19 protein-coding genes, 1 pseudogene and 1 other annotated feature are annotated in these 22,935 nt (G+C 36.0%); of the genes and pseudogenes, 11 read left to right on the top strand and 9 right to left on the bottom strand.

Annotation, left to right across the window (positions count from 1 at the left end):
* Nucleotides 1-413 precede the first annotated feature (413 nt).
* Nucleotides 414-1,445, top strand: a complete 1,032-nt coding sequence (gene desA, locus AC1DS7_RS11920; RefSeq protein WP_113769241.1) for a Delta(5) desaturase DesA — start codon at nucleotides 414-416, stop codon at nucleotides 1,443-1,445.
* 471 nt (nucleotides 1,446-1,916) lie between these two features.
* Here the strand turns inward: desA and proC are convergent, their stop codons facing one another.
* The gene (gene proC / locus AC1DS7_RS11925) at nucleotides 1,917-2,735 is read right to left on the bottom strand and encodes a pyrroline-5-carboxylate reductase (protein WP_256485758.1); all 819 of its coding nucleotides are present in this window, start codon (nucleotides 2,733-2,735) and stop codon (nucleotides 1,917-1,919) included.
* A 381-nt stretch (nucleotides 2,736-3,116) separates the two neighbouring features.
* Nucleotides 3,117-3,327: a binding site (T-box leader), on the top strand.
* 145 nt (nucleotides 3,328-3,472) lie between these two features.
* Between proC and proB the strand changes: the two genes are divergently transcribed.
* Together proB and AC1DS7_RS11935 are read left to right on the top strand one after the other, a co-directional pair.
* Entirely contained in the window at nucleotides 3,473-4,576 is a 1,104-nt protein-coding gene (proB, locus tag AC1DS7_RS11930; protein ID WP_016101159.1) for a glutamate 5-kinase, read from the top strand.
* 123 nt (nucleotides 4,577-4,699) lie between these two features.
* Nucleotides 4,700-5,947 carry a glutamate-5-semialdehyde dehydrogenase gene (locus tag AC1DS7_RS11935; protein WP_476998992.1) on the top strand — a complete coding sequence of 416 codons (1,248 nt, stop codon included), beginning with the start codon at nucleotides 4,700-4,702 and terminating at the stop codon, nucleotides 5,945-5,947.
* Between the two features lie 77 nt (nucleotides 5,948-6,024).
* Here the strand turns inward: AC1DS7_RS11935 and AC1DS7_RS11940 are convergent, their stop codons facing one another.
* Together AC1DS7_RS11940 and AC1DS7_RS11945 are read right to left on the bottom strand one after the other, a co-directional pair.
* Nucleotides 6,025-7,218, bottom strand: a complete 1,194-nt coding sequence (locus AC1DS7_RS11940; RefSeq protein WP_002190002.1) for a NupC/NupG family nucleoside CNT transporter — start codon at nucleotides 7,216-7,218, stop codon at nucleotides 6,025-6,027.
* 246 nt (nucleotides 7,219-7,464) lie between these two features.
* Complete coding sequence (locus AC1DS7_RS11945; protein WP_012261174.1) at nucleotides 7,465-8,700, bottom strand: helix-turn-helix domain-containing protein; 1,236 nt, start codon at nucleotides 8,698-8,700, stop codon at nucleotides 7,465-7,467.
* Between the two features lie 226 nt (nucleotides 8,701-8,926).
* Between AC1DS7_RS11945 and AC1DS7_RS11950 the strand changes: the two genes are divergently transcribed.
* Complete coding sequence (locus tag AC1DS7_RS11950) at nucleotides 8,927-11,215, top strand: glycoside hydrolase family 3 C-terminal domain-containing protein (protein ID WP_476998993.1); 2,289 nt, start codon at nucleotides 8,927-8,929, stop codon at nucleotides 11,213-11,215.
* Between the two features lie 236 nt (nucleotides 11,216-11,451).
* Here AC1DS7_RS11950 and AC1DS7_RS11955 read toward each other — a convergent pair whose 3' ends face one another.
* The gene (locus tag AC1DS7_RS11955) at nucleotides 11,452-11,943 is read right to left on the bottom strand and encodes a DinB family protein (protein WP_002032859.1); all 492 of its coding nucleotides are present in this window, start codon (nucleotides 11,941-11,943) and stop codon (nucleotides 11,452-11,454) included.
* 355 nt (nucleotides 11,944-12,298) lie between these two features.
* Here AC1DS7_RS11955 and AC1DS7_RS11960 point away from each other — a divergent pair, with 355 nt between their 5' ends.
* From AC1DS7_RS11960 to AC1DS7_RS11980, 5 genes are all read left to right on the top strand, one after another.
* Nucleotides 12,299-13,342 carry an ArsR/SmtB family transcription factor gene (locus AC1DS7_RS11960; protein ID WP_002032857.1) on the top strand — a complete coding sequence of 348 codons (1,044 nt, stop codon included), beginning with the start codon at nucleotides 12,299-12,301 and terminating at the stop codon, nucleotides 13,340-13,342.
* Between the two features lie 57 nt (nucleotides 13,343-13,399).
* Nucleotides 13,400-14,614, top strand: coding sequence for an MFS transporter (locus tag AC1DS7_RS11965; RefSeq protein ID WP_002032855.1), 1,215 nt, complete (start codon nucleotides 13,400-13,402; stop codon nucleotides 14,612-14,614).
* 97 nt (nucleotides 14,615-14,711) lie between these two features.
* On the top strand, nucleotides 14,712-15,038 hold the full coding sequence (gene hmoA, locus AC1DS7_RS11970) for a heme-degrading monooxygenase HmoA (RefSeq protein WP_000469495.1): 327 nt from the start codon (nucleotides 14,712-14,714) through the stop codon (nucleotides 15,036-15,038).
* A 184-nt stretch (nucleotides 15,039-15,222) separates the two neighbouring features.
* Nucleotides 15,223-15,660, top strand: a complete 438-nt coding sequence (locus AC1DS7_RS11975) for a VOC family protein (RefSeq protein WP_002032851.1) — start codon at nucleotides 15,223-15,225, stop codon at nucleotides 15,658-15,660.
* Between the two features lie 180 nt (nucleotides 15,661-15,840).
* Entirely contained in the window at nucleotides 15,841-16,548 is a 708-nt protein-coding gene (locus AC1DS7_RS11980; RefSeq protein WP_002032849.1) for a nucleotidyltransferase domain-containing protein, read from the top strand.
* 38 nt (nucleotides 16,549-16,586) lie between these two features.
* Here AC1DS7_RS11980 and AC1DS7_RS11985 read toward each other — a convergent pair whose 3' ends face one another.
* Nucleotides 16,587-17,189, bottom strand: coding sequence for a chorismate mutase (locus tag AC1DS7_RS11985; protein ID WP_012261172.1), 603 nt, complete (start codon nucleotides 17,187-17,189; stop codon nucleotides 16,587-16,589).
* 233 nt (nucleotides 17,190-17,422) lie between these two features.
* On the opposite strand from AC1DS7_RS11985, the gene AC1DS7_RS11990 reads away from it, so the two are divergent.
* Nucleotides 17,423-18,205: a class I SAM-dependent methyltransferase gene (locus AC1DS7_RS11990; protein ID WP_002032845.1), complete on the top strand. Its 783-nt coding sequence runs from the start codon at nucleotides 17,423-17,425 to the stop codon at nucleotides 18,203-18,205.
* 166 nt (nucleotides 18,206-18,371) lie between these two features.
* Here the strand turns inward: AC1DS7_RS11990 and lsrF are convergent, their stop codons facing one another.
* From lsrF to AC1DS7_RS12010, 4 genes are all read right to left on the bottom strand, one after another.
* Nucleotides 18,372-19,154, bottom strand: a complete 783-nt coding sequence (gene lsrF / locus AC1DS7_RS11995; protein WP_002032842.1) for a 3-hydroxy-5-phosphonooxypentane-2,4-dione thiolase — start codon at nucleotides 19,152-19,154, stop codon at nucleotides 18,372-18,374.
* 6 nt (nucleotides 19,155-19,160) lie between these two features.
* On the bottom strand, nucleotides 19,161-19,523 hold the full coding sequence (locus AC1DS7_RS12000) for a cupin domain-containing protein (protein WP_000909986.1): 363 nt from the start codon (nucleotides 19,521-19,523) through the stop codon (nucleotides 19,161-19,163).
* Nucleotides 19,524-19,699: 176 nt separating this feature from the next.
* The gene (gene lsrK / locus AC1DS7_RS12005) at nucleotides 19,700-21,262 is read right to left on the bottom strand and encodes an autoinducer-2 kinase (protein ID WP_431175796.1); all 1,563 of its coding nucleotides are present in this window, start codon (nucleotides 21,260-21,262) and stop codon (nucleotides 19,700-19,702) included.
* Nucleotides 21,262-22,194 (bottom strand): sugar-binding transcriptional regulator, encoded by a 933-nt coding sequence (locus AC1DS7_RS12010; protein WP_002165567.1) that lies wholly within the window; start codon nucleotides 22,192-22,194, stop codon nucleotides 21,262-21,264. The genes lsrK and AC1DS7_RS12010 overlap by 1 nt, the downstream gene beginning before the upstream one ends.
* 241 nt (nucleotides 22,195-22,435) lie before the next feature.
* Here AC1DS7_RS12010 and AC1DS7_RS12015 point away from each other — a divergent pair.
* Nucleotides 22,436-22,888 (top strand): annotated as a pseudogene (locus tag AC1DS7_RS12015) (substrate-binding domain-containing protein); the annotation flags it as partial.
* Nucleotides 22,889-22,935: the final 47 nt, after the last annotated feature.

The following is a 22,935-nucleotide window of genomic DNA, read 5'->3' on the forward strand; positions in this document are numbered from 1 at the left end:
CCTGTGTTAGGGTTCGAGTCATTTGAAACAGCAACCTCTATATTGAGTGGTGTTAAAGTGATCTATATGATAAAAAAGATGTATCACTTGTAAAAAAATTGCATCACCTTGAATGAGCTAATACGACAAGAGTCCGTGTCGGGTCTAATTAGGGAATGCAGTACAGAAGTGAAAAAACCTCTGTGTTTCTTTTTAATTAATATATTTATTAGGGAAAATTTCGAAATTTTCGGCACAAATGCTCCTTCTATCTTATAATAGAAGCTATTCTGGACGTAAGCAATTTGTAAGGAATGAGTAAGAAAAAAGAGATTTTCATAGTATAAAATATTTATTATACCTGCGTATAACACCTACTACTAATAATGTGTTATAATACGAATTAGCAACATAAAGGAAAGGAATTAGAAAAAATGACCTTACAAAATACTAAAAATTTAAAAAAACAAGTTGCTCCTTTTGAAAAATCAACGGCAAAAAAAAGTGTTTGGCAAATCATCAATACGGTAGTGCCATTTATTATCTTATGGTACCTTGCTTATAAAAGTTTGTCCGTTTCTTATTGGTTAGCATTAGTTCCAGCTGTGTTAGCCGCGGGATTTATGACACGGGTTTTCATTATTTTTCATGATTGTACCCATCATTCTTTCTTTAAAAGCCGTCGTGTAAATAGAATAGTAGGGACATGTATGGGTGTTTTAACTTTATTCCCGTTTGATCAATGGGGGCATGAGCATTCCGTTCATCACGCTACAAGTGGTAATTTGGATAAGCGAGGTACAGGAGATATTTGGACACTTACAGTGAATGAATATTTGGCAGCGCCATTTAGACTCCGTTTAGCATATCGTTTATATCGCAATCCATTGGTTATGTTTGGGTTAGGTCCGATTTATGTTTTCCTACTTAAAAATAGATTTAACAGAAAAGGTGCTAGAAAGAAGGAACGCATGAATACCTATTTGACGAATGTTTTAATCGTTGCGTTAGTAGGGTTACTTTGCTGGACACTCGGATGGCAATCGTTTCTTTTAGTACATGGTTCCATATTCTTAATAGCAGGTTCAATAGGTATTTGGCTGTTTTACGTACAGCACACATTCGAGGATTCTTATTTTGAAGAAGATAAAGAGTGGGAATATGTGAAAGCGGCAGTGGAAGGAAGTTCGTTTTATAAACTTCCCAAAATCCTGCAATTTCTAACTGGTAATATTGGGTATCATCATGTTCACCATTTAAGTCCAAGAGTACCTAACTATAAACTAGAAGAGGCACACAATAATACGCTTCCTTTAAAAAATGTACCAACGATTACTCTTGCTACAAGCTTGCGGTCAATCCGTTTCCGTCTATGGGATGAGCAAAATAACAATTTTGTTAGCTTTAAAGACGTCAAAAAATTAGTGAAAAACAATGTTTCTATTCCAGTAAAATCAGAACTATAACTTCATCAAATATGACTGACTCCCCTTAATCATTTTCGATTTAAGGGGAGTTTTTGTTTAACTAGTAGATGCACGATATGGAGAAAACTTAAATGATTTAAATTGTAATTGCGGAGGATTAGGAAACAGGCATTAATAAAGGAGACAGTAAATATGTTATGTTAACAATGTGAAGCGTTTGATACCACAACTTTTTTAATGAATATCATGCTTCGTCTCTGAGAATATTTCAATAGACAGGAAATGATGTAAACGTAATACCAAAAGTATCTTAATCTGCAAAACAAATAACAATAAGAGTTATGAAGTTATTTCGAGATAATAAAATGATAAACGGACAAACTCAATTATTCATGAATTTGTCCGTTTATCTTTTAGTGGAAACAGGGGAGTATGTAAACCACATGTGCATAAAGTGTAAAGCTGTTTAAAGATTTGTGTATTCAGCTAATCTGGTCTTTTTTGCAGTTGTTACTTTTTAGTTTGACCGGATAGTTCAACAGACTTTTGCGTACAACGCTGCATAGCTGAAATGATGGCTGTTCGTAAGCCTTTTTCCTCTAATGTTGCTACAGCTTCTATAGTTGTTCCGCCAGGGGAACAAACCATATCTTTCAATGCACCTGGATGCATTCCTGTTTCTAGTACCATTTTTGCAGAGCCTAACACAGCTTGAGCTGCGAATTTATATGCTTGATTTCTTGGCATACCATCTAATACAGCTGCATCTGCCATTGCTTCTATAATCATATATACATATGCTGGCGAAGAACCACTTACAGATGTTACAACATCCATTAATTTTTCACTTACGATCTCCGTTTGACCAAAACTATTGAAAAGGATTAATACATCTTCTAAATCTTTTTCTGTCACCATTTCATTAGGACATAGCGCAGACATTCCTTCTCCAACAAGAGCAGGTGTATTAGGCATTACTCGTACAACCTTCAACTTTTTATCAAAAGCATCTTCAGTACTTTTAATGCTTTTCCCTGCAGCGATCGTTACGACGATAACATCGTTTTTTATCACTTCTTTTATTTCGTTAATTATTGATGCGTATAGGTCTGGTTTAATTGATAAAATTAAAATATCAGCATTTTTAGCTACTTCATTGTTGTCAGTTGTTGTAGTTAGCCCATATTTTTCACTAGCATTTTTTAAATTCGTAGTGTTTAAATCTGAACAAATGATTTTATTTGAAGACACTATATTTTTGTTTATCATCCCGCCAATCATAGCCATTCCCATATTTCCGCATCCGATGAATCCAATTTGTTTATCCATAATAACTCAATCTGGCTCCTTTTATCATAAATTATATCGGTTTCAAATTATTATTCTAAAATAACAATAACATCCAAGTGCAATATAAAGAAACATTCTAAGAGAATACGTTATTTTTTGCAATACAAAAAATAAAGAAATCAATTTTATTCTGTACTAAACAAGTGCATTCTCAATTATTTAATATTTTATGTTATTTACTATTTGGTAACGTTTAAAAGCATGTTGGAGAATAGGTATAGTTATATCAACTTTTTCTAGATATGGTGATATTCATAAGTGTGTACATAATTTCATACTTAAAGCTTATCGCTCTATTCATTTTGCAAAATACCTCTTGACACAAAAACGAAATATATAGCATAATATAAAAAATCAAATGGAAAATCGTTGAAGGGAAATAGTACATATGTCTTCTTACGAAAGAGAGTGGAATTCACCGGCTGAAAGATTCCTCGTATAGAATGTATCGAACCTATCCCCGAGTCTTAAATGAAAGTTTAGGCGTACGCCTGCGTTATAGGCGCCAAGTGGATATCTATGTATATCAATTAAGGTGGTACCGCGGAACAATGACCGTTTCGTCCTTTTTATTTTATTAAGGGCGAAGCGGTCATTTTTATTTTGCTCTTTAATAGGCTAGGTGCAGCACTGATAAGAATAGAAGCCGCTGTAAGCTGTATGAATAGAAGTGAAATTTATAAAAAATTTTGATTTTAGACTTGGGGGATACAAAAGTGAAAAAACAACGAATTGTTGTAAAGATTGGGAGTAGTTCCTTGGCAGATAGTCACGGAGGCATCTCTAAAGAACAACTTTCAGATCACGTTGCTGCATTGGCACGATTGAAAGAGGAAGGGCATGAAGTTTTACTAATTACATCCGGGGCAGTCGCTGCAGGTTTTTCTGCTCTAGGGTATTCTAGTAGACCTGTTACAATTAAAGGGAAACAGGCTGCTGCTGCTGTCGGACAAAGTTTATTAATGCAGGCATACACGGAGGAATTCCGTAAATATGGTATCGTTACTGCACAACTTTTACTAACGAGAAGTGATTTTTCTAGAAAAGAACAATACAGTAACGCTTACGCTACTTTAGGAGAGCTACTAAACCGTTCCGCTCTTCCAATAATCAATGAAAATGATTCCATTTCTTTAGAAGAGCTGACGTTCGGTGATAATGATATGCTGTCAGCTTTAGTAAGCGGACTTGTTTCGGCAGATATGCTCATGATTTTTACCGATGTGAACGGTTTATATGACCAAAATCCTCAGAAAAATGCGGATGCGAAAAAATATCATTTCCTTCCTGAGGTAACGGAAGAAATTGCTTCTCTTGCAGGAGATGCTGGCTCAAAACTTGGGACTGGCGGTATGAAATCAAAAATCGATGCTGCAAAGACGGCACTATCTCTTGGAGTGAGTGTATTTATCGGAACGGGATGTGGACAGGAGAAGTTTTTAGATGTTATGAAGGGCAAAGGTGATGGAACATATATCGGGAATGCTCCTCAAAAAGTGATTAAGATGAACAAGCAATGGATCGCCTTGCATTCGCTTGTTAGCGGACAAATTGAAGTAGATGCGGGGGCAGCCACTGCCATCATTCAACATGGAAAGAGTTTACTTCCTGCTGGTGTTACTAGTGTGTCTGGATTTTTCCAAGTGGATGAAGTTGTGGAAGTAATTACGCAACAAGGGCGCGTAATAGGAAAAGGACAATGCACATATAGCGCAGAGGAACTAAGGAATTTAAAAGGTATGCAAAGCCAAGATATTCAAGCAAGAGGCGAAAGGCATAATTATGAAGTCATCCATAGGGATCATTGGGTTTCATTTTAAGAATAGCGAGGGCAGAGTCCACTGCTCAAATTCTTTAATTCCATAGGCGGGAAACAATTAGTTGGTGGAGATAAACGGGTCTTGAATTTTTACTTATTAACTTTTTAAAAGGAGGAAATAAAAATGAATGAAGTGGTGGCAAAGGGGAAAAAGGCGAAAGAAATTGCTAGAGAACTTGTACTTAAATCTACAAATCAAAAAAACGAAGCACTTGCTGCGATTGCTGATCAGATGATAGTAGAAACAGCTTATATTTTAGAGGAAAACAAACGGGATATTGAAGAAGGGAAGGCAAAAGGATTTTCCGATTCTCTTCTTGATCGTCTTATGCTCAATGAACAGCGTATTATTGATATGGCAGAGGGGATTAAGCAGTTAATTGAATTACGCGATCCTGTTGGAGAATGTGTAAGTGCATGGGAGCGACCAAATGGATTATCTATTCAGGAAATGCGTGTACCACTTGGTGTTGTCGGAATGATTTACGAGGCAAGACCGAATGTAACGGTAGATGCTGCTACAATTTGTTTGAAAACAGGAAACGCAGTCATATTACGTGGTAGTTCTTCTGCTATCAATTCTAACAAAGCCATCGTTAGCGTTATTCACCGAGCGCTCAAACAAACAAGCTTGCCTCCAGAAAGTGTACAGCTCATAGAAGATACAACGCGAGATAGTGCAAAGCAGTTGTTTACATTGAATGAGTACTTAGATGTTCTTATCCCAAGAGGCGGCAAGCAGTTAATAGATACTGTAGTGAGAGAAGCATCTGTTCCAGTACTTGAAACAGGTGCGGGAAATTGTCATATTTTCATTGATGAAACAGCGGATAAACAAATGGCATTTGATATTATTATAAACGCAAAAACGCAGCGTCCATCTGTATGTAATGCAATTGAAACGATTATTCTTCATGAGAAGTGGGCGCAGCAATTTGGTAGCGAGCTGTTTTCTTCCTTGAAGGAAAGAGGCGTGGAGCTACGTGGTGATAATAAAGCATTGGCAATTGATTCTTCTATTGCATTAGCTTCAGAAGAAGACTGGGAAACAGAGTTTTTATCTCTCACGCTAGCAGTCAAAGTGGTTTCATCTGCGGAAGAAGCGATTCATCACATAAATACGTATGGATCCATGCATTCCGAAGCGATTATTACAGAGAACGAGGGAAATGTCAGCAAGTTTTTCACATCTGTTGATGCCGCAGCACTCTACCATAATGCATCGACTCGTTTTACAGATGGATCTGAATTCGGCTTCGGCGCAGAAATTGGCATCAGTACGCAAAAACTACATGTAAGGGGACCAATGGGGCTTCCTGCATTAACTTCCACAAAATATGTGATTCGTGGAAATGGACAAATTCGAAGATAAAAATTATAAAAGAACAAGTAATAAGATGAAGACACCCAATTCAGTTTAAGTGTCTTCATCTTATTACAATTATTCATTTACCATACAAAAAGCCCCACAAGCATAGCACTTAATAAGGAAACAGCCATTCCGCTAACAAGAAGCTTCCAAACATTTTTACCGATTATTGATGATTTTTCCCCACCAAATAAAGAATTGTATGTTCCATAAATCATACCTACTGTACTAAAGTTTGCAAAAGAAGCTAGAAATGTAGTTGCAACTGCAATTGTATGTGGTTGTAAAGATTTTAGGTTTGATTTTAAATCCATCATTGCAACAAATTCATTCGTTGTTATTTTTATCCCCATTAATTCAGCTACATACATAGCATCTTTTCCTGATAAACCGAGTAAAAAAGCGAAGGGACTAAAGATAATCGAGAAGATTTTTTGAATTGTTAACCCTGCTACAAAAAAGCTTAAAATACCATTTAAACATGCTGTTAATGCTACATAGCCAATTACCATCGCTAAAATAACAATAACCATATTCATCCCAACTAACATACTGTTTGAAATAGTAGAAAAGAAATCTTTTTTTTCATTTTTTGAAGGTGAATAAATAACATCCTCTTCTTTAGTAACTTCTACAGGATTTAAAACATTAGCCAAGATTAATGCATTAATACAGTTTAAAGGAATAGCGCTGAAAATATATGTTGCTGGAACCATTGATAGATAAGCACCAAGAATGGATCCGCTGACGCTACTCATACTCATAATTCCAAAAGTCAACAAACGATTTTCTTTTAACACAGATAATTGATCACGAACAACTGCAAGTGCTTCCGTATTTCCTAAAAACATCATTTGAATGGAAAAGAAGCTTTCTAACTTTGGTAAACGAGAAATCTTTGAAATGATTGCACCAACTTTATCAATAATCCAAGTTAAGATTCCAAAATACGAAAGAATATCAAAGAAAGTGATAACAAAAATGATAGGAAGTAAGGCGCTAAAGAAGAAATCAACTGTTTGATTTTCCATAGCTGAAGGAAATACAAATCGAATTCCTTCATTCGCACATGATAGTAGCCAACTGAAAAATGACGCAATTTTATTAATGATAATACTGCCCAATTTCGTGCCTAACATAAACCACGTAATAAAAAGCTCCAATATTATTAGAATAACGATGGGTCTCCATTTTATTTTTCTTTTATTAGGCGAACATAGGAAAACGATTAATATTACAACGAAAATCCCTAACATATTTAATATGAAATGCATGTCAACAACTCCTTGAGGCTTATTATTTGTATATAAAAAAGCCCCTATTCTTCCAAATTTGGATTATGATCAGAAGTTATGAAGAATGTAAATTATGTTTGGGATTAGTCTATTTCAATTTATGTACTAAAAATTAATGTTTTTTCGCTTTATAAAGGATATGTATTAATAATGTAAAGCAACAAAATAAATCTATTGGTAGAACGAAGGACAACAATTATTGGAAGTATGATGAAATTTTCTAAACTAATAACTGTATCCATTTTTAAATTGTTTAGGTGAAATACCAGTATGTTTTTTAAAGACCTTTGTAAAATAACTTTGGTCATGGAAATTTAATAGTGTGGAGATTTCTGATATAGAATGTTTTGTATAGGTCATTAAGCTTTTTGACTCATCTATCTTAGCGCGCTGAATATATTCGCCTAATGAAATTCCAACCTCTTTTTTGAAAAGGGAAGATAGATAACTAGGATTTAATGCGACTATTTCTGCTAGATGGGATAGTGTAATATCTTCGTAAAGATGAGTAAATATATAATTTTGACATATGTTTATAGGCTTTAAATGTTTTTGCATTTTCCCGTTTTTAACTTGTTCTGAGAACTCAAGTAAAGCATTCTCTAAAAATGGGGAAATGGCTTCACTTTTTTTTATTTCTTCGAGTTTTTGAATTAATAAATCACTGAGGGTATATGCAATTTCAGGGAATAGTCCGCCATCTATAGCCGACCTTGTCGCAAGTGTAATTGCTGCGATGGCAGAATTTTTCTGGCTTCGCAGGTGGCTTGTTTTTGACAACACCCCAAGATCTCCTGATTCAGGTAATTTTCTTAGATTTTTAATTAAATCATCCTTTTTTCCTTCTTTAATACACTCAAATATTTTCCTTTCAACTAGTGGATCGATATGAGTTAGTGTACTTTGACGTTGCTCCGATATATGTATAGCGGGCTGTTCAATTTCAAAATCATCCTTTTTTAACAGTATATTTTTTTGCAAAATATCAGCAATGTCTAATTTTTGTTGATACAGCATGTAATAAAGAACCATGCTTATATTTAAAAATTGCAAATTGCTTAAAACAGGGAGAGATTGATAATAGCGAATCATTTCCTCTTTGTCTATTTTTAGTTGAAGATCATTAACGATTCCTTTAATTGAAGTTTCTGATAACCTGGAATAAAGGACTGGTCCAACGAGGATATTCCCGCTAAGTTGATCGTTTAAACGTAAGTTAATTGAGAAAAAATTTTCAAGAAAGGCAGTCTCTTCAAGTACTGGAAAAGTATAGGGAGGATTTTCTCTAAATACTTGATTAAGTAACACCTCTTTTGAAGAATACAATGGGTTATGCTGAAAATGGGGCGAGATTTCAAATGCCAAATCCCCTTTGTTATCAATGAAAAAGATAGGTGTTTTATGTATGTCAAAGACCAACTTACAAATATAATATAAATCTTCAAGTTTGGAGCAATTCATTATTTTAACCTCTATTCTTTAAACATTGGCCTATATATGTACAAGTTAAAATCCTCTCCTAAGCAAAGGTTTTAAAATAAGAGCGAAAGAGAGTACGGTATAACCATAAATATAATAAGTTGAAATTTTTACCATTATTCTAAAAAATATACCATAATATCTAAAAAATAATAACTATAATAACATTAAGAAAGCGTTTACTTAATTATTTTTTAGGAGGGCTATCATGAAAAGGGATATTAAGAAAATCATTTCACAAATGACATTAGAAGAAAAGGCAAGTCTATGTTCTGGATTAGACTTTTGGAATACAAAAGGGATTGAGCGATTAGGAATTCCTTCAATTATGGTAACTGATGGACCACACGGCCTTAGAAAACAGGCAGAGGGAGCAGATCACTTAGGGATTTATAACAGTATTCCATCGACTTGTTTCCCATCAGCAGTAGGATTAGCTAGTACATGGAATAAAGAATTAATAAAACAAGTAGGAGTTGCATTAGGAGAAGAATGTCAGGCTGAAAATGTAGGAGTTCTCCTTGGACCAGGTGCAAATATTAAACGTTCGCCGCTATGCGGAAGAAACTTTGAATATTTTTCAGAGGACCCGTATTTATCATCACAAATGGCTGCAAACCATGTTAAAGGCGTACAAAGTCAAGGGGTTGGAACGTCATTAAAACATTTCGCTGCTAATAATCAGGAGCATCGCAGAATGTCTGTAGATGCAATTGTTGATGAAAGAACATTGCGTGAAATCTATCTTGCTAGCTTTGAATATGTCATTAAGGAGGCACAGCCTTGGACAGTAATGAGCGCATACAACAAGGTAAATGGTGAATACGCTTCGGAAAATAACTATTTATTAAATGATATTTTAAAAGATGAATGGGGATTTGAAGGTTTTGTCGTTTCTGATTGGGGTGCAGTAAATGAGCGTGTTGCAAGTTTAGCTAACGGTTTGGAGTTAGAAATGCCTTCAAGCTTTGGAATTGGTGAGAAGAAAATTGTCGACGCAGTTAACTGTGGTAAGCTATCTGTAGAAAAGCTTGATCAAGCGGCAGAGCGTCTTCTATACATTATTTTTAAAGCTTATGATAACCAATTAGAAAACGCTGCGTATAGTAAGGACGCGCATCATCAGCTTGCAAGAGAAGTTGCAAGTGAAAGTATGGTTATGTTACAAAATGAAGCTTCCATTCTTCCGCTGAAAAAAGAGGGAACGGTAGCAGTAATTGGAGGATTTGCAAAGCAACCACGTTTTCAAGGTGGCGGAAGCTCCCATATCAATCCAACAAATCTTGAAAGTATTCTCGAAGAAATTGAAACGGTATCAGGTGAAAAAACGAACATATTATTTGCCCAAGGCTATGACATTGCCAGTGATGATGTAAATGAAAGCATGGTTAATGAAGCGAAAAAAATAGCAGAGCGAGCAGATACAGCGGTCCTTTTTGTTGGACTTCCAGATCGTTATGAATCTGAAGGTTTTGATCGAAAACATTTACAAATGCCAGAAAATCATGTGCAATTAATTGAGGCTATCGCTGAAGTTCAAAGTAATATCGTTGTAGTTTTAAGTAACGGTGCTCCAATTGAAATGCCATGGATAGGTAAAGTAAAAGGAATACTTGAAGGCTATTTAGGTGGCCAAGCATTAGGCGGGGCGATTGCCGATATATTATTTGGTGATGCGAATCCAAGCGGGAAATTAGCGGAAACATTCCCGAAAGTGTTAAGCGATAATCCTTCTTACTTAAACTTCCCTGGTGAAGGGGACAAAGTGGAATACAAAGAAGGTGTGTTCGTCGGATACCGTTACTACGATGCGAAAAATATTGAACCGTTGTTCCCATTTGGTTTTGGGTTAAGCTATACAAATTTTGAGTATAGTAATCTTTCAATAAATAAGAAAGAAATAACGGATACGGAGACTGTTTCTGTCAGTATTAACGTGAAAAATACTGGTAGTAGAGCAGGGAAAGAAATTGTTCAGCTTTATATAAAAGATGTTGAAAGCAGTATGACTCGTCCTGAAAAAGAGCTAAAAGGATTTGAAAAAGTAGAATTGCAACCGGGAGAAGAAAAAACGGTTAGCTTTACTTTAAATAAAAGATCATTTGCTTATTATAATGTTGAATTAAAGGACTGGCATGTTGAAACAGGTGAATTTGAGATTTTAGTAGGAAAGTCTTCAAAAGAGATCGTTTTACATGATAGCATGTATGTTCAATCAACGACTATAACTCAAAAACCAGTGCATCGTAATACGTTACTTGGGGACATATTTACAGACCCAATCTTAGCACCAATCGCAAAAGGGCTTATGGAAAAAGCATTAAAAGACAGTCCGTTTGGTAGTATGACTGAAGGGGATAGTGATGCATCTGAAATGATGGACGCTATGCTGAACTATATGCCATTACGAGCAGTAGTGAACTTTAGCGCAGGTGCTTTTACAGAAGAAATGTTAAGTGAAATAATTGGGATATTGAACGATGCGCAGATGAATTGATAAGCGGCGAATGCGAGGAAGTTAGGCGGGAGATAATGGCCCGTAAATGCCTAATTAAAGTTTTACTTTATCCATTGAACATTCTTTGTTGAATTTTAATTAAGCTTAATAAATCATTGCAGGACGTTTCTCCAGCATGCAAAAAGGCAAATGAGAGTTAGAATCTCATTTGCTTTTTTTGTACTTATTCTGCTAAATGTAGAATCATATGCTTGTCTATCATCTTTAACCATTGCTTATAAATATGAACGATGAGATGGCCATGAACCTTGGAGTTTACGAAGTTGTATAATTTGACCTGTATGATAAGCATCATGCAATAGGATATTCAGATATTGTTGCCAAACTGGTAGAGAAGGACTTGGTTGATCCAGTTCTGTTTCTTGAAGGGATGTTAATGAAGATTGTAAGGCATCATGTACTTGAAGCGTTCGCTTCACTATTTGTTGCCACGCTTCATCATCATTAGGTCCACCTTGGACAAACGTGTCATCATTATTTTGTGGAGCAACAAATGTGTCATCCTGATGTAAGCGGGAAAGTAAACGCTCTTTAAAGGTTAGTAAATGGTTTGCATTTTCCCAAATCGTATTACTGGCCTTTCCTTCTGGGTGCCAACATGCTTGTGCAGCAGTAAGATTCTTTAACGCTTCTGATATCGGTGGATACCATTCTTCTTCGTAAAAAACTTGCTTGATCCCATTTTGTAATATTTCTTTTTTACCCATTCGTATAGCCTCCTTAACTATGAGATAGACCAACAATAAGTGTTAGATAAATTAGGTAGAAACGTACCTACTTATCATCTGATTGATGTTTGGAAGTTTCTAAAAGAACAATACGGCGCCGTTGTAGTAATTGCAGAAATAAACTTATGCTTTCAAAATCATTTTTATAAACGTAATAAATTCTCCTTTCTCTTCAATAAACCTGCCTCATAGTTGAACAGGAAAATTAACTATAGCTTAAATTTAAAAACTTGTAGCAATATAAAGTTTCAGAAAGTTTTGAAATTATAAAAAATTAGAAGGTATAATTCGATAAATATAGAATTTAATACATAGCAAATAAGGAGGGGATAAAATGGAAGTCTTTCACGTAACGAGTAGAAAGAGGGAAACGTACAACGTTCAAATGAAGTATTCGATACTTTTCGAATGTGCACTTGGCATTGCGGCAATTACTCATAAGAGGTTAATCGATACTCTTGAAAAGACTCAAAGTGAATGGGAAGAAATTAGAAAATCGTTACCTCATGAAATGATAGAACATTTACAATTTGTCGAGAGGCATAATACGTGGAAAGCGTTGCTACAGTTACTGTATGATGGAGATTTTACGGATTTAACTCAGTTTATTCATAATATCAATTCGTTATCGGAAGTAGATTTTAAATATGTGTGTTTACCGTTTTTAGGAGAAATCCATCAAGAAAAAAGACGTTTAGCCGCAAGCGGAGAAGCATCTGTAATACACGAACTAAAGGAACTGACACATGATCATCAGTTTTTCTCTACGTATATAGAGTTTGTATGTCATGCCGATGTGCGTGAACTAAAAACGCATTTAATTGCCGTTATGACAGGGTGGTATGACAGTGTTGTTAAAAAAGAGGCAGAAAAAATTGTTTCTATACTAGAGCGAGATTATGAAGCGAAAAATGAAATGAATAAAAAGATGCAACCGGAAGAGTTTGTAGAGTGGGCAACAGGTGGCGTTACATATATGCCAGAGCCAAGTGTTCATCACGTACTTCTTATCCCGCAAATTACATACAGACCGTGGAACATAGAAGCTGATATTGAAGATACGAAAGTGTTTCATTATCCAGTCGCAAATGAAAGTATACATCCAGAAGATCCGTATGAGCCGAGTTATTTTTTAGTTCATAAACATAAGGCGCTCGGAGACGAGGCAAGGCTTCGTATTGTAAAACTACTATTTGAACAAGAGCGTACGCTGCAAGAAATAACGGAAAGATTACAACTAGGAAAATCGACAGTACATCATCATTTGAAATTGTTACGTTCAGCAAAGTTAGTTGATATTCAAGACGGAAAATATGTATTGAGAAAGAAAGCAGTGCAGTCTTTAGCGAAAGAATTAGATGCATTTTTGAATAGATAATATACAACGAGAATGTACATAAAGGGAGGAATTTAATAGAAAAGTTGGTGAGCTATAGTGAATAGTGTATTGAAAAATCGTTCATTCTTTTTTATGTGGATTGGTAGTGCAATTTCGGAATTAGGCGGGGCTTTCGGGACGTTATGTAATTCAATTCTCGTTTATGAATTAACAGGATCAAAAACAGCATTAAGTAGCATGTGGTTACTATATTTTATCCCGTCGCTCATACTACAACTTATAAGCGGGCCATATATTGATAAATGGAGCAGAAAGTGGATTATGATTTTTTCGCAATGGATGCGGGCCTCTGTTTTCTTACTGCCTTTAGTAATGCTAGTTACTAACAGTGTAGAAGTATGGCACATTTACGTTGTCCAAATTATAGTAGGGCTCATTACGCCGCTGTATACACCCGCCAGTCAAGCGATTACACCGAGCATTGTAAGTAAAGAGCAGCTTCAAGACGCGAATGCGTATATTGATGGAATGACGCGTCTTATGATGTTTCTCGCGCCAGTAATAGGTGGTATCGTCATTAAATTTATTGGAATCGAACTTACGCTATCTTTCGTATGTATGTGTTTATTTATAAGCGGAGGATTATTGCTTTTCATAAAAGAAAAGAGGGTACAGCAAGAGATTCGAAAAACGTGGATAGAACAGTTTCTTCATGGTTTTACATACTTTTTCACAAAACCAATAATCGTTTGGCTCGGTATATTTCTTACTTTCGTTCAATTTGGAGTTGGGGTAACGATGGTTACAAACCTACCTTATATAAAAGATGAGCTGTCAGCGGGATATGCGGAGTACGGTTACTTCATGGCAGGTTTCCCACTTGGCTATGTAGTTGGATCAATATTAGTCGGAAAAGTAACATATAAAAGCCGGCGAATACTTATGCTTGGAGGATTGTTTATAGGTGGCCTTACATACATTTCTTTAGGGTTCAATCACAGTATTATAATTGCGGTAATTATTGAAGTAATTGCAGGTATTTGTATTTCATTTTTCAATGTTCATAATACGACGATATGCCAACAAACAGTCCCAAACAATATGATAGGAAAAGTATTTTCAGTGCGACTATTTTTCATACGATCAGCTATGCCGTTAGGGGTGTTATTAGGAGGCATACTGAGTGAAATGTGGGGAGTGAGAGTACTATACTTTATCATTGGTTTGATTATATGTGTCACTTCTTTAATAGGGATATTGCTACCGTATTTCAAATTTTTAGATGAGGCGATTGAGGAGAAGTCAGCATAATTCTAAAGATTTGAAACTTTATAATTGAAAACAATTATCATAATCAATTATAATAGAAGAATACTAGTATTCGTATTACAAAGAGGGAGTGGAATATATGTTTATCGAAACGAAGACATTTACAGTAAAAGAAGGTACATCTAATATAGTTGTAGAGCGTTTCACAGGAGAAGGCATTATTGAAAAATTTGAAGGATTCATCGACTTAAGTGTTCTCGTTAAAAAAGTAAGACGCGGAGACGAAGAAGTTGTAGTTATGATTCGGTGGGAATCGGAAGAAGCATGGAAGAACTGGGAAACGAGTGAAGAGCACTTAGCTGGACATAGAGCGGGCCGCGGTAAGCCAAAACCAGATCATATCATTAAGGTTGAGCACGGGGTTTATTATGTGAAATCATCGAAATCGGCTTATCAACAGTCGTAAAAATACATTTGTTTAATTATATTCTTTCGAATAAATAACCATCTATCTGCTTACTGATAGATGGTTATTTATATTGAATAAAGAGAATGATTCGCATGTGATGTAAGAAGAATTAACGGATAAGTTAAAACTAGAAATGTTATAATATAAACTCGATCAGTGAGTAAGATTAGGAGGAACAATAATGGTTCAATCGATAGTTCATATCGCATTAGTAGTAAAAGACTATGATGAGGCAATAGAATTTTATACAAAGAAACTAAATTTCACATTAGTTGAAGATATTTATCAGCCAGAAGAAAACAAACGGTGGGTAGTGGTATCTCCTCCAGGTTCAGTCGGCACAACAATATTACTAGCCAGGGCATCTAAACCTGAGCAAGAGCCCTTTATTGGTAACCAATCAGGCGGTAGAGTATTTCTTTTCTTAAATACTGACGATTTTTGGAGAGATTATAATGAAATGATTTCAAGAGGAATAGAATTTGTGAGAGAGCCGAAAGAGCAATCATACGGAATTGTTGCAGTATTTAAGGACTTATACGGGAATTTATGGGATCTACTGCAACTAAAGGATGATCACACAATTGCACAAAGAATTAATAGAAAGCAATGCGACTAAGCATTTCACAAGTATGTGAAAATAAAATAGAGCTCGGTATGTAAAATTAGCAGTGTGTATAATGGAAATGTATGAGAAAGAATATAATTCAATATCGTTTAAAAGGTGTTTGCTTATTTTAGAAACTGAGAAATATCGATCTATTCTTATAAGAATAGATCGATAACTTGGAGGATAGAAATGTTAGAAAATCTTTCATTTATTACATATGAAAGCCATAAAGAGTTAGTACATAAAATTCTAAATGAATATATCGCTAGGAATGAAGTGAGTGGGTTAATGCTCATCGGATCTATCGCAAGAGGTGACGCATACCCCGAATCCGATATAGACGTATATGTTCTTTTAGAGAATGGACAAAAGAAGGATTTTCATTCAGAAATGAGAGAAGGTATTTTAATTGAATATAAGTATGCAGATTTTAATAGAATTCAATTAAACCTTAAAAATAATCCAATGGAATTATACTCTTTTTTAGAAGGAGAAATTTTATTTGATAGTAACGGTGAGTTGAGAAGGTTAAAGGAAATAGCTCAACATAATTATGAAAATTATGCTGTTTCTAGTGATAAAGTAAAAGGCATTTCTCATTGGTTACATAGTTCGCTTATTAAAATTCAGGCTGCTTTGAAAGCAAAAGATGAGTTAAAAGCTTCATACATAGTTCACACATCAATGTGGACATTGCTAGAGGGAATATGGGCTATTAATAACAGACCAACACCTCCAGCTGGATCTGCTTTAAGGTATATTCAAGCATTACCTAGTAGACCGACTAATTTTGATGATTTGCTTAATAAAGTGTTCTTAGGGGATACGAAGGAACGTATTCATTCGGCAATTATCGTGATTGAGTGGGTTTTAGTGAATCTAGAGAACAAAAAATAACGGACATATTAACCGTATAATATGTCCGTTATTTTAATCTAATCTAACTTAATTTCAAATTCAAGCCGTTCATGCTTGTCCGAAAAAGGCATACTACGTTCTGTAAATAAAAAGCTAATACCAGACGGGTTATCAGGAAGAGCAGGAGAAATGACGAATTGGTAACTTGTATGTCCATCTGTTCCAGTCCATCCTTCTGCCCAGCAATCGTATGTATCATTTATCGATAATTCAACAAGGCTATGTGTATTATTCTCATTAAGTGTATTGTTTTTTGGATCCCATTCCTTATATAAATTAATTACACTAGCGTTAGAATATTGACGAATAAAGGTTACAGTATACACAGTTTCTTTATGTTCATAAGTTTTTAAAACGGGTATATGTTTTTTAAACTTAGTCGGTTCGACGCGAGGTTTAAACTCATCTTCGTCCATCATAGATGAGAATAATGAATTTAAATAATCGGGATATAACCCGTTCTGCTTTGCCCAATTAGAAATGGCTTCATCTGGTGGGAAACCCGGATTCCCATTCGAAAGTTCTTTCCGTTCTTTTAATAAAGAGCAAATTTTTTCATCAATAGAAGATAAGCGTTCATCATAATGATCAGTAGGGCGTTCAAAAGGCATTCGTTGCATAATCATTCCTCTTTTCCTTTATTTTGTTTTCATATTTTATTATAACTGAAACAATTCTCATTTTTTACAATATAATCAATTAATTTAAATATTTAGAAAAATAGGATGTTTATGTGTTAAAATAAACATAGAAAACTATTTATTAACTATCGGCAGGTTAATAGAAAAAGGGTGTAAATAGTTAATAATGTCACAATTAAAATGCAACTAGATAGTTAGGAGGAATGATTATAATGGATATTACACAACAAAACAGTAATGCATGGGATAAGAAGGTTGAAGAAGGTTCTAGATACACTCAACCTGTAAGTAGTGAGGTTATTGAAAAAAGTAAATCAGGTGAATGGGAAATCACAGTCACCACAGAAAAATCAGTTCCTAGAGATTGGTTTCCAAAGTCATTAGAGGGATTAAAGATACTTTGTTTAGCATCAGGTGGAGGGCAACAAGCACCAGTACTGGCTGCTGCTGGAGCAGATGTAACAGTTACTGATATATCTAAGAAGCAATTGGAACAAGATGAAATGGTAGCGGAACGGGATGGATTAACTTTAAAAACAGTACAAGGAGATATGTCAGATCTTAGTGATTTTGAAGATGAATATTTTGATATTGTCGTAAATCCTGTTTCTAATTTGTTTGTAAAAGATGTTCATCTTGTATGGAATGAGATTTCAAGGGTTTTAAAGAATAAAGGTATTCTTATTTCTGGATTTACAAATCCTTTACTATGGATTTTTGATGACAACCAAGAACAAAAAGGTATTTTGGATGTTAAACATTCAATACCTTCATCAACATTGGATTATTTACCAGAGGATGAAGTTCAAGATTATATTAATTTAAATCAAACAATAGAATACGCACATACTCTAGAAGATCAAATCCAAGGTCAAGTTGAAGCTGGTTTTGTTATAACGGGTTTTTACGAGGATGATTTTGGTGGAACAAGGATATTAGATAAGCATATTAAAACTTTTATTGCTACAAAAGCTATAAAGTTAAAGGTTGATTAAAATTTTTGGCTCGTTAGTCGAAGAAGGAAACTTGAAAACAGTAAAAGTTCAATGTATGTCAAAAAGGATGGCACTTGCCATCCTTTTCCTTGTGTAGTTTGAGTGTCAAAACAAGTTTTACTCTTCTTAACTGAACCCGTTATAATAAATAGTCCATCTTTTTACATTAATTTTTCACATCATTATATAGTTCCAGCGCCTCTTTCACATTCAATCTATTTTTTACAATGCCATGAATCGCTTGAATCATCGCAGTTGGATGTTCGGATTGCCATATGTTTCGGCCCATGTCTACTCCGATTGCGCCTTCTTGCAGCGCATTGTACGTAATGTTTAATGCGTCTTCGATTGAATCTAGTTTCGGTCCTCCCGCGATTACGACTGGAGCAGGGCATGTGCTTGTGATTTTTTCGAATCCTTCGCAGTAGTACGTTTTAATAATATCAGCTCCCATTTCAACACATACGCGGGAGGCGAGTGCTAGAAAGCGAGCTTCACGTTTTTGTAGTTCTTTCGCAACGGCGGTAATACCGAGTACTGGCAGGCCGTAATCGTGAGCTTCAGAGACTACGTTTGCGAGATTTGAAACAGTTTGTGTTTCATAGTCTGATCCAACAAAGACAGAAACGCCGACGCCAATTGCGTTTTGTTTTACTGCCTCTTTCACAGGTGTAACAATTGTTTCATTCGCTAAATCTTTGCCGACTACAGTTGCCCCGCCTGATACACGCATAACCATCGGTGTGTTGCAGTTTTCAGGAATACAGGAACTTAATACGCCTCGTGTTAAAAAGAGGGAATCAGTATATGGAAGCAAGTTTTTAACTGTTTCTAACGGTTGTTCAAGTCCGTGAATTGGCCCTAAAAAGTAGCCGTGATCTATCGCTAACATAACCGCTCTGCCGTCAGGTAAAATTGTGTTTAATCGATTTTTAAATCCCCAAGTCATTAGGAATCACTCCTTCGTTAATGTTGGATTTTCAGTTTGTACAGTATCTTTATTTGGTAAATGTGGTGACTTTATAAAAACAGCTTTAAAAGGCTTATCAGAATGGTTAATAAGATAATGGGATTCATGAGGTCGAACTTGCAAGACATCCCCTTGTTTGATCGGAACTCTCTCGTTATTCACATAGAAATCTATTTCGCCTTCTAACGCATAGAAGACTTCTTCGCACGTTGTATGATAGTGATTTTGAAACTCTTGCCCAGGCTGAATCACGACTAGGCCAAGATCGATATTTGGACCTTGTATTAAATATTTAGGCCCGTTATCACCGAAGCGATAGGAGAAATCATTTTCATTCGCTTTTAACATACATTTCACTCCTTTATCCCGCGTTAACGGGCAGTAAAACTCCCATCTCAAAATTTGGCTGGAGCAAAGAAGTTAGGGGGAGGTCGACTGCCCGTAAACGCCCGATTGGTTCAACTAATAATCAGTGGGGGAGGAACAAAACCCCCACTGATTAAAGTTTCACTTTATGTAATGTGTTACAGAGCACCGGGTGCAATCCACATATGTGAGGTGAGGCCTTTATCGGCTAAAGCGAGCTGACTGTTATACACAGTTTTCCATGTTTCATAGAATTCCTTATATAGTTCATGATTTTCAGTGACTGGCTCAAATGTTTTTTCCCACTGTACAAACTGTTCGGCAGTCGCTGCCATAGATGAATATATGCCAGCACCAACCCCAGCAGCAATTGCAGTTCCTAAAGCTGCTGCTTCTTTTACAACTGGTACTTTCACAGGAATTCCGAGTACGTCTGAAAGAATTTGTGGCCATAGTTTTCCTTTAGCAGCACCGCCAGCAAAGATTACTTCAGAAGGGAATTTACCAGTGAGAGCTTCAATTAATTTCAAGTTGCCAAGTGTAACGAAGGCCGCATTCTCTTCAATTGCACGAAACATCTCTTTCTTCCCACATTTATCAGCATCTAAGCTCAAATTTAAAAAGGATGGTGCAGCATGTCGCCAAGAAATATAATTCATTACATTTGAAAAAGTGGGGATTATGCCATGTGAGCCTACAGGAACTTCTTTCGCTTGTTCTTCTAGTAATTCATAAGCATCTACACCGAGTTTTTCAGCGAGCCGTTTTTCTTCATGGCAAAAGGCATCTCGAAACCACCTCATAACAAGGCCAGGGAAGAAAGCGATTGTTTCGTATTGCCATAGGTTAGGAACGACATGGCAATTTACGCGAAGTGCCGCATTTGGATCAGTTTCTGGTTTTGTTATATTTACTTCTTGTTGCCAAAAACTGCCTCCGCATATAAATGTTTGTTCAGGCTTTACAACTCCAGTTCCAAGTGATGCCATTTGTGCATCTCCGCCGCCAGCAACGACCGGTGTTCCTTCATGTAATCCTGTTAACTCAGCACTTCGTTTTGTGATATTCCCGATAACTGTACCAGCTTCATTTACTTTTGGAGAAAAGGCTAGAGTAAGACCGCATTGCTCAGCAACCCAGTTATCCCAAGCTCTATTTTGTAAATCGAATATACCGGACGTACATCCGTTTGAAGGATCAATTTGTAGTACGCCGCACAATTTATATAAAATCCAATCGTTTAACATCGTGAAAGAATGAATGCTCCTGTACACGTCGGGTTCATGTTTTTTAATCCAAAGTAAGCGAGGTAAAGCACCTAATGAAAAAGTTTGACCGGATTTTTTATATAAATCCTTTTCAATTTCGGAACGAATTTGTTTTAGTTCACTAACTTCCGCTGACGCGCGGCCATCAACATTTGCACAAGCCCATATTTCCTGCCCGTTTTTATCGTATAAAACAAAGCCCTCACGCATACTCGTTGCACTAATACCTTTAATAGAAGAGGGGGACGTATTACTTTTTTGAAGAACATCCTTCGTACACTCTTGAACGAGTTTCCAGTTTTCTTTCACATCAAAATTCATAGAACCGGGATAACGACTATCTGATTTATGAATCCATTCTTTTTGACTAACAGCAAGTTGATTACCGTTTAAATCAAAAAGAACTGCTCGAATGCTCCCTGTACCAGCGTCGTAAGCTAATAGAGTAGACATTAAGAGTCACCTTCCTTTCTTAATAAGGAGAGGGCAGTTTCTTCATCGGTAATTAATGTATGAATGAACTTTCCTTTTAAGGCGCCGTAAATTGCAGCTATCTTTTCCGTACCGCCAGCTACACCAACGACATGTTTCATATTTTGAAGAACAGAGAGTGGTGTGCCGATAAGACGGTTATGATGGGGAAGTTCTAATTGTTTTCCGTCAGTATTATAAAATTGCCCTAAAATATCTCCAGCCCCGTGTTGACTACGTATATAAGTCATTTCACGTAGTGTTAATTTTTCTTCTTTCACAATTGTGGCGTCTTGAGATAAGCTGCCAATGCCAACTACTGCTGTATGAGCGAGTGAAGCGACGTGAAGCATATCTTTCACGCTCGGTTCAGATAGAATAATTTGTGTCATTTCGTTTGTAGATGTTAGAAAAGGGGTAGGAATAATATGAAGATCGCCTTGCATGTAGTTTAAATAGCTTTGATTTCTTGGAATATAGTGATTTACGCCTCCTGTAAGAGTAACGATTGAAAGACTCATAGAGCTATCAAAATGAATGTTTTCTAGCATTTTACTTATCGTCTCTCCCCAGCCAATCCCAAGTAAATCACCTTGTTGCAACTGAGTTTCTAAATATTGTGCGGCAGCTTTTCCGAGTGAAAATGCATAATCCTCAGTTGGAGTTGGAATAACGAAAGCATCTTTTAGATGGAATTTTTTCATAAGATCACGTTCGATGCTTAAACAGTGCAAACCAGTACCTTTTACGTGAAATGTGACGACACCTTCCGTCCGTGCTTTATCTAACAACCGAACGACTTTATTTCTTGAGATGTGAAGAAGTGAAGCAATTTCTTGCTGGGTTAATTGATCTTTATAATAGTACCAAGCTACTTTTGTTAACAAATTGTCTTCAAAGTTCAGCTGTGACATGCTCTTCATCCCTTTCAACAATTGACCACTGCTTAAACATATGTGCTCGTTATTTTGTTTATTCCAGTTGAAGCGATAAAGTGAAACTTTAATCAGTGGGGGGGGGGGTATTAATCCCCACTGATTATTAGCCCTCACCAATCGGGCGTTTACGGGCAGTTGATCTCCCACCTAACTTCTTTGCTCCAGCCGAATTTTGAGGTGGGAGTCTTATTGCCCGTTAATGCGGGATAAATAGTCTGGTGAAAATAATACGCAAAAATCTTTATCAGTAGGAGAGATTATTTTAAAAAGGTATCCAGATATTAACGCATTAATATGTCCAGATGCAACGGCACTTCCAGCGATGGCGTAAGCTGCTGGAAATTTGGAAATGGATAAAAAAGTAGCCGTAACTGGATTTTCAACACCAAGTGTTATGCGTGATTATGTAAAACGAGGAACAGTACAACAATTCGGTTTATGGGATGTTAAACAACAAGGTGCCCTCGCAACGTATGTTGCAAATGAAATTGTTGTAAAAGGGAAGAAGTTAAACGTCGGGGATAGCTTTGAAGTAAAAGGAATCGGAAAAGTGAAAGTAGAGCCGAACTCTATTCAAGGGTATGACTATGAGGCAGAAGGAAATGGTATTATCGTATTACCTGAACGAGTTGTATTTACGAAGGATAATATTGATAAGTATAATTTCTAGTAGAAAATAAAAACGTCCGAATATATCGGACGTTTTTATTATGTCGT

Source organism: Bacillus sp. P4_E1 (assembly GCF_056401715.1).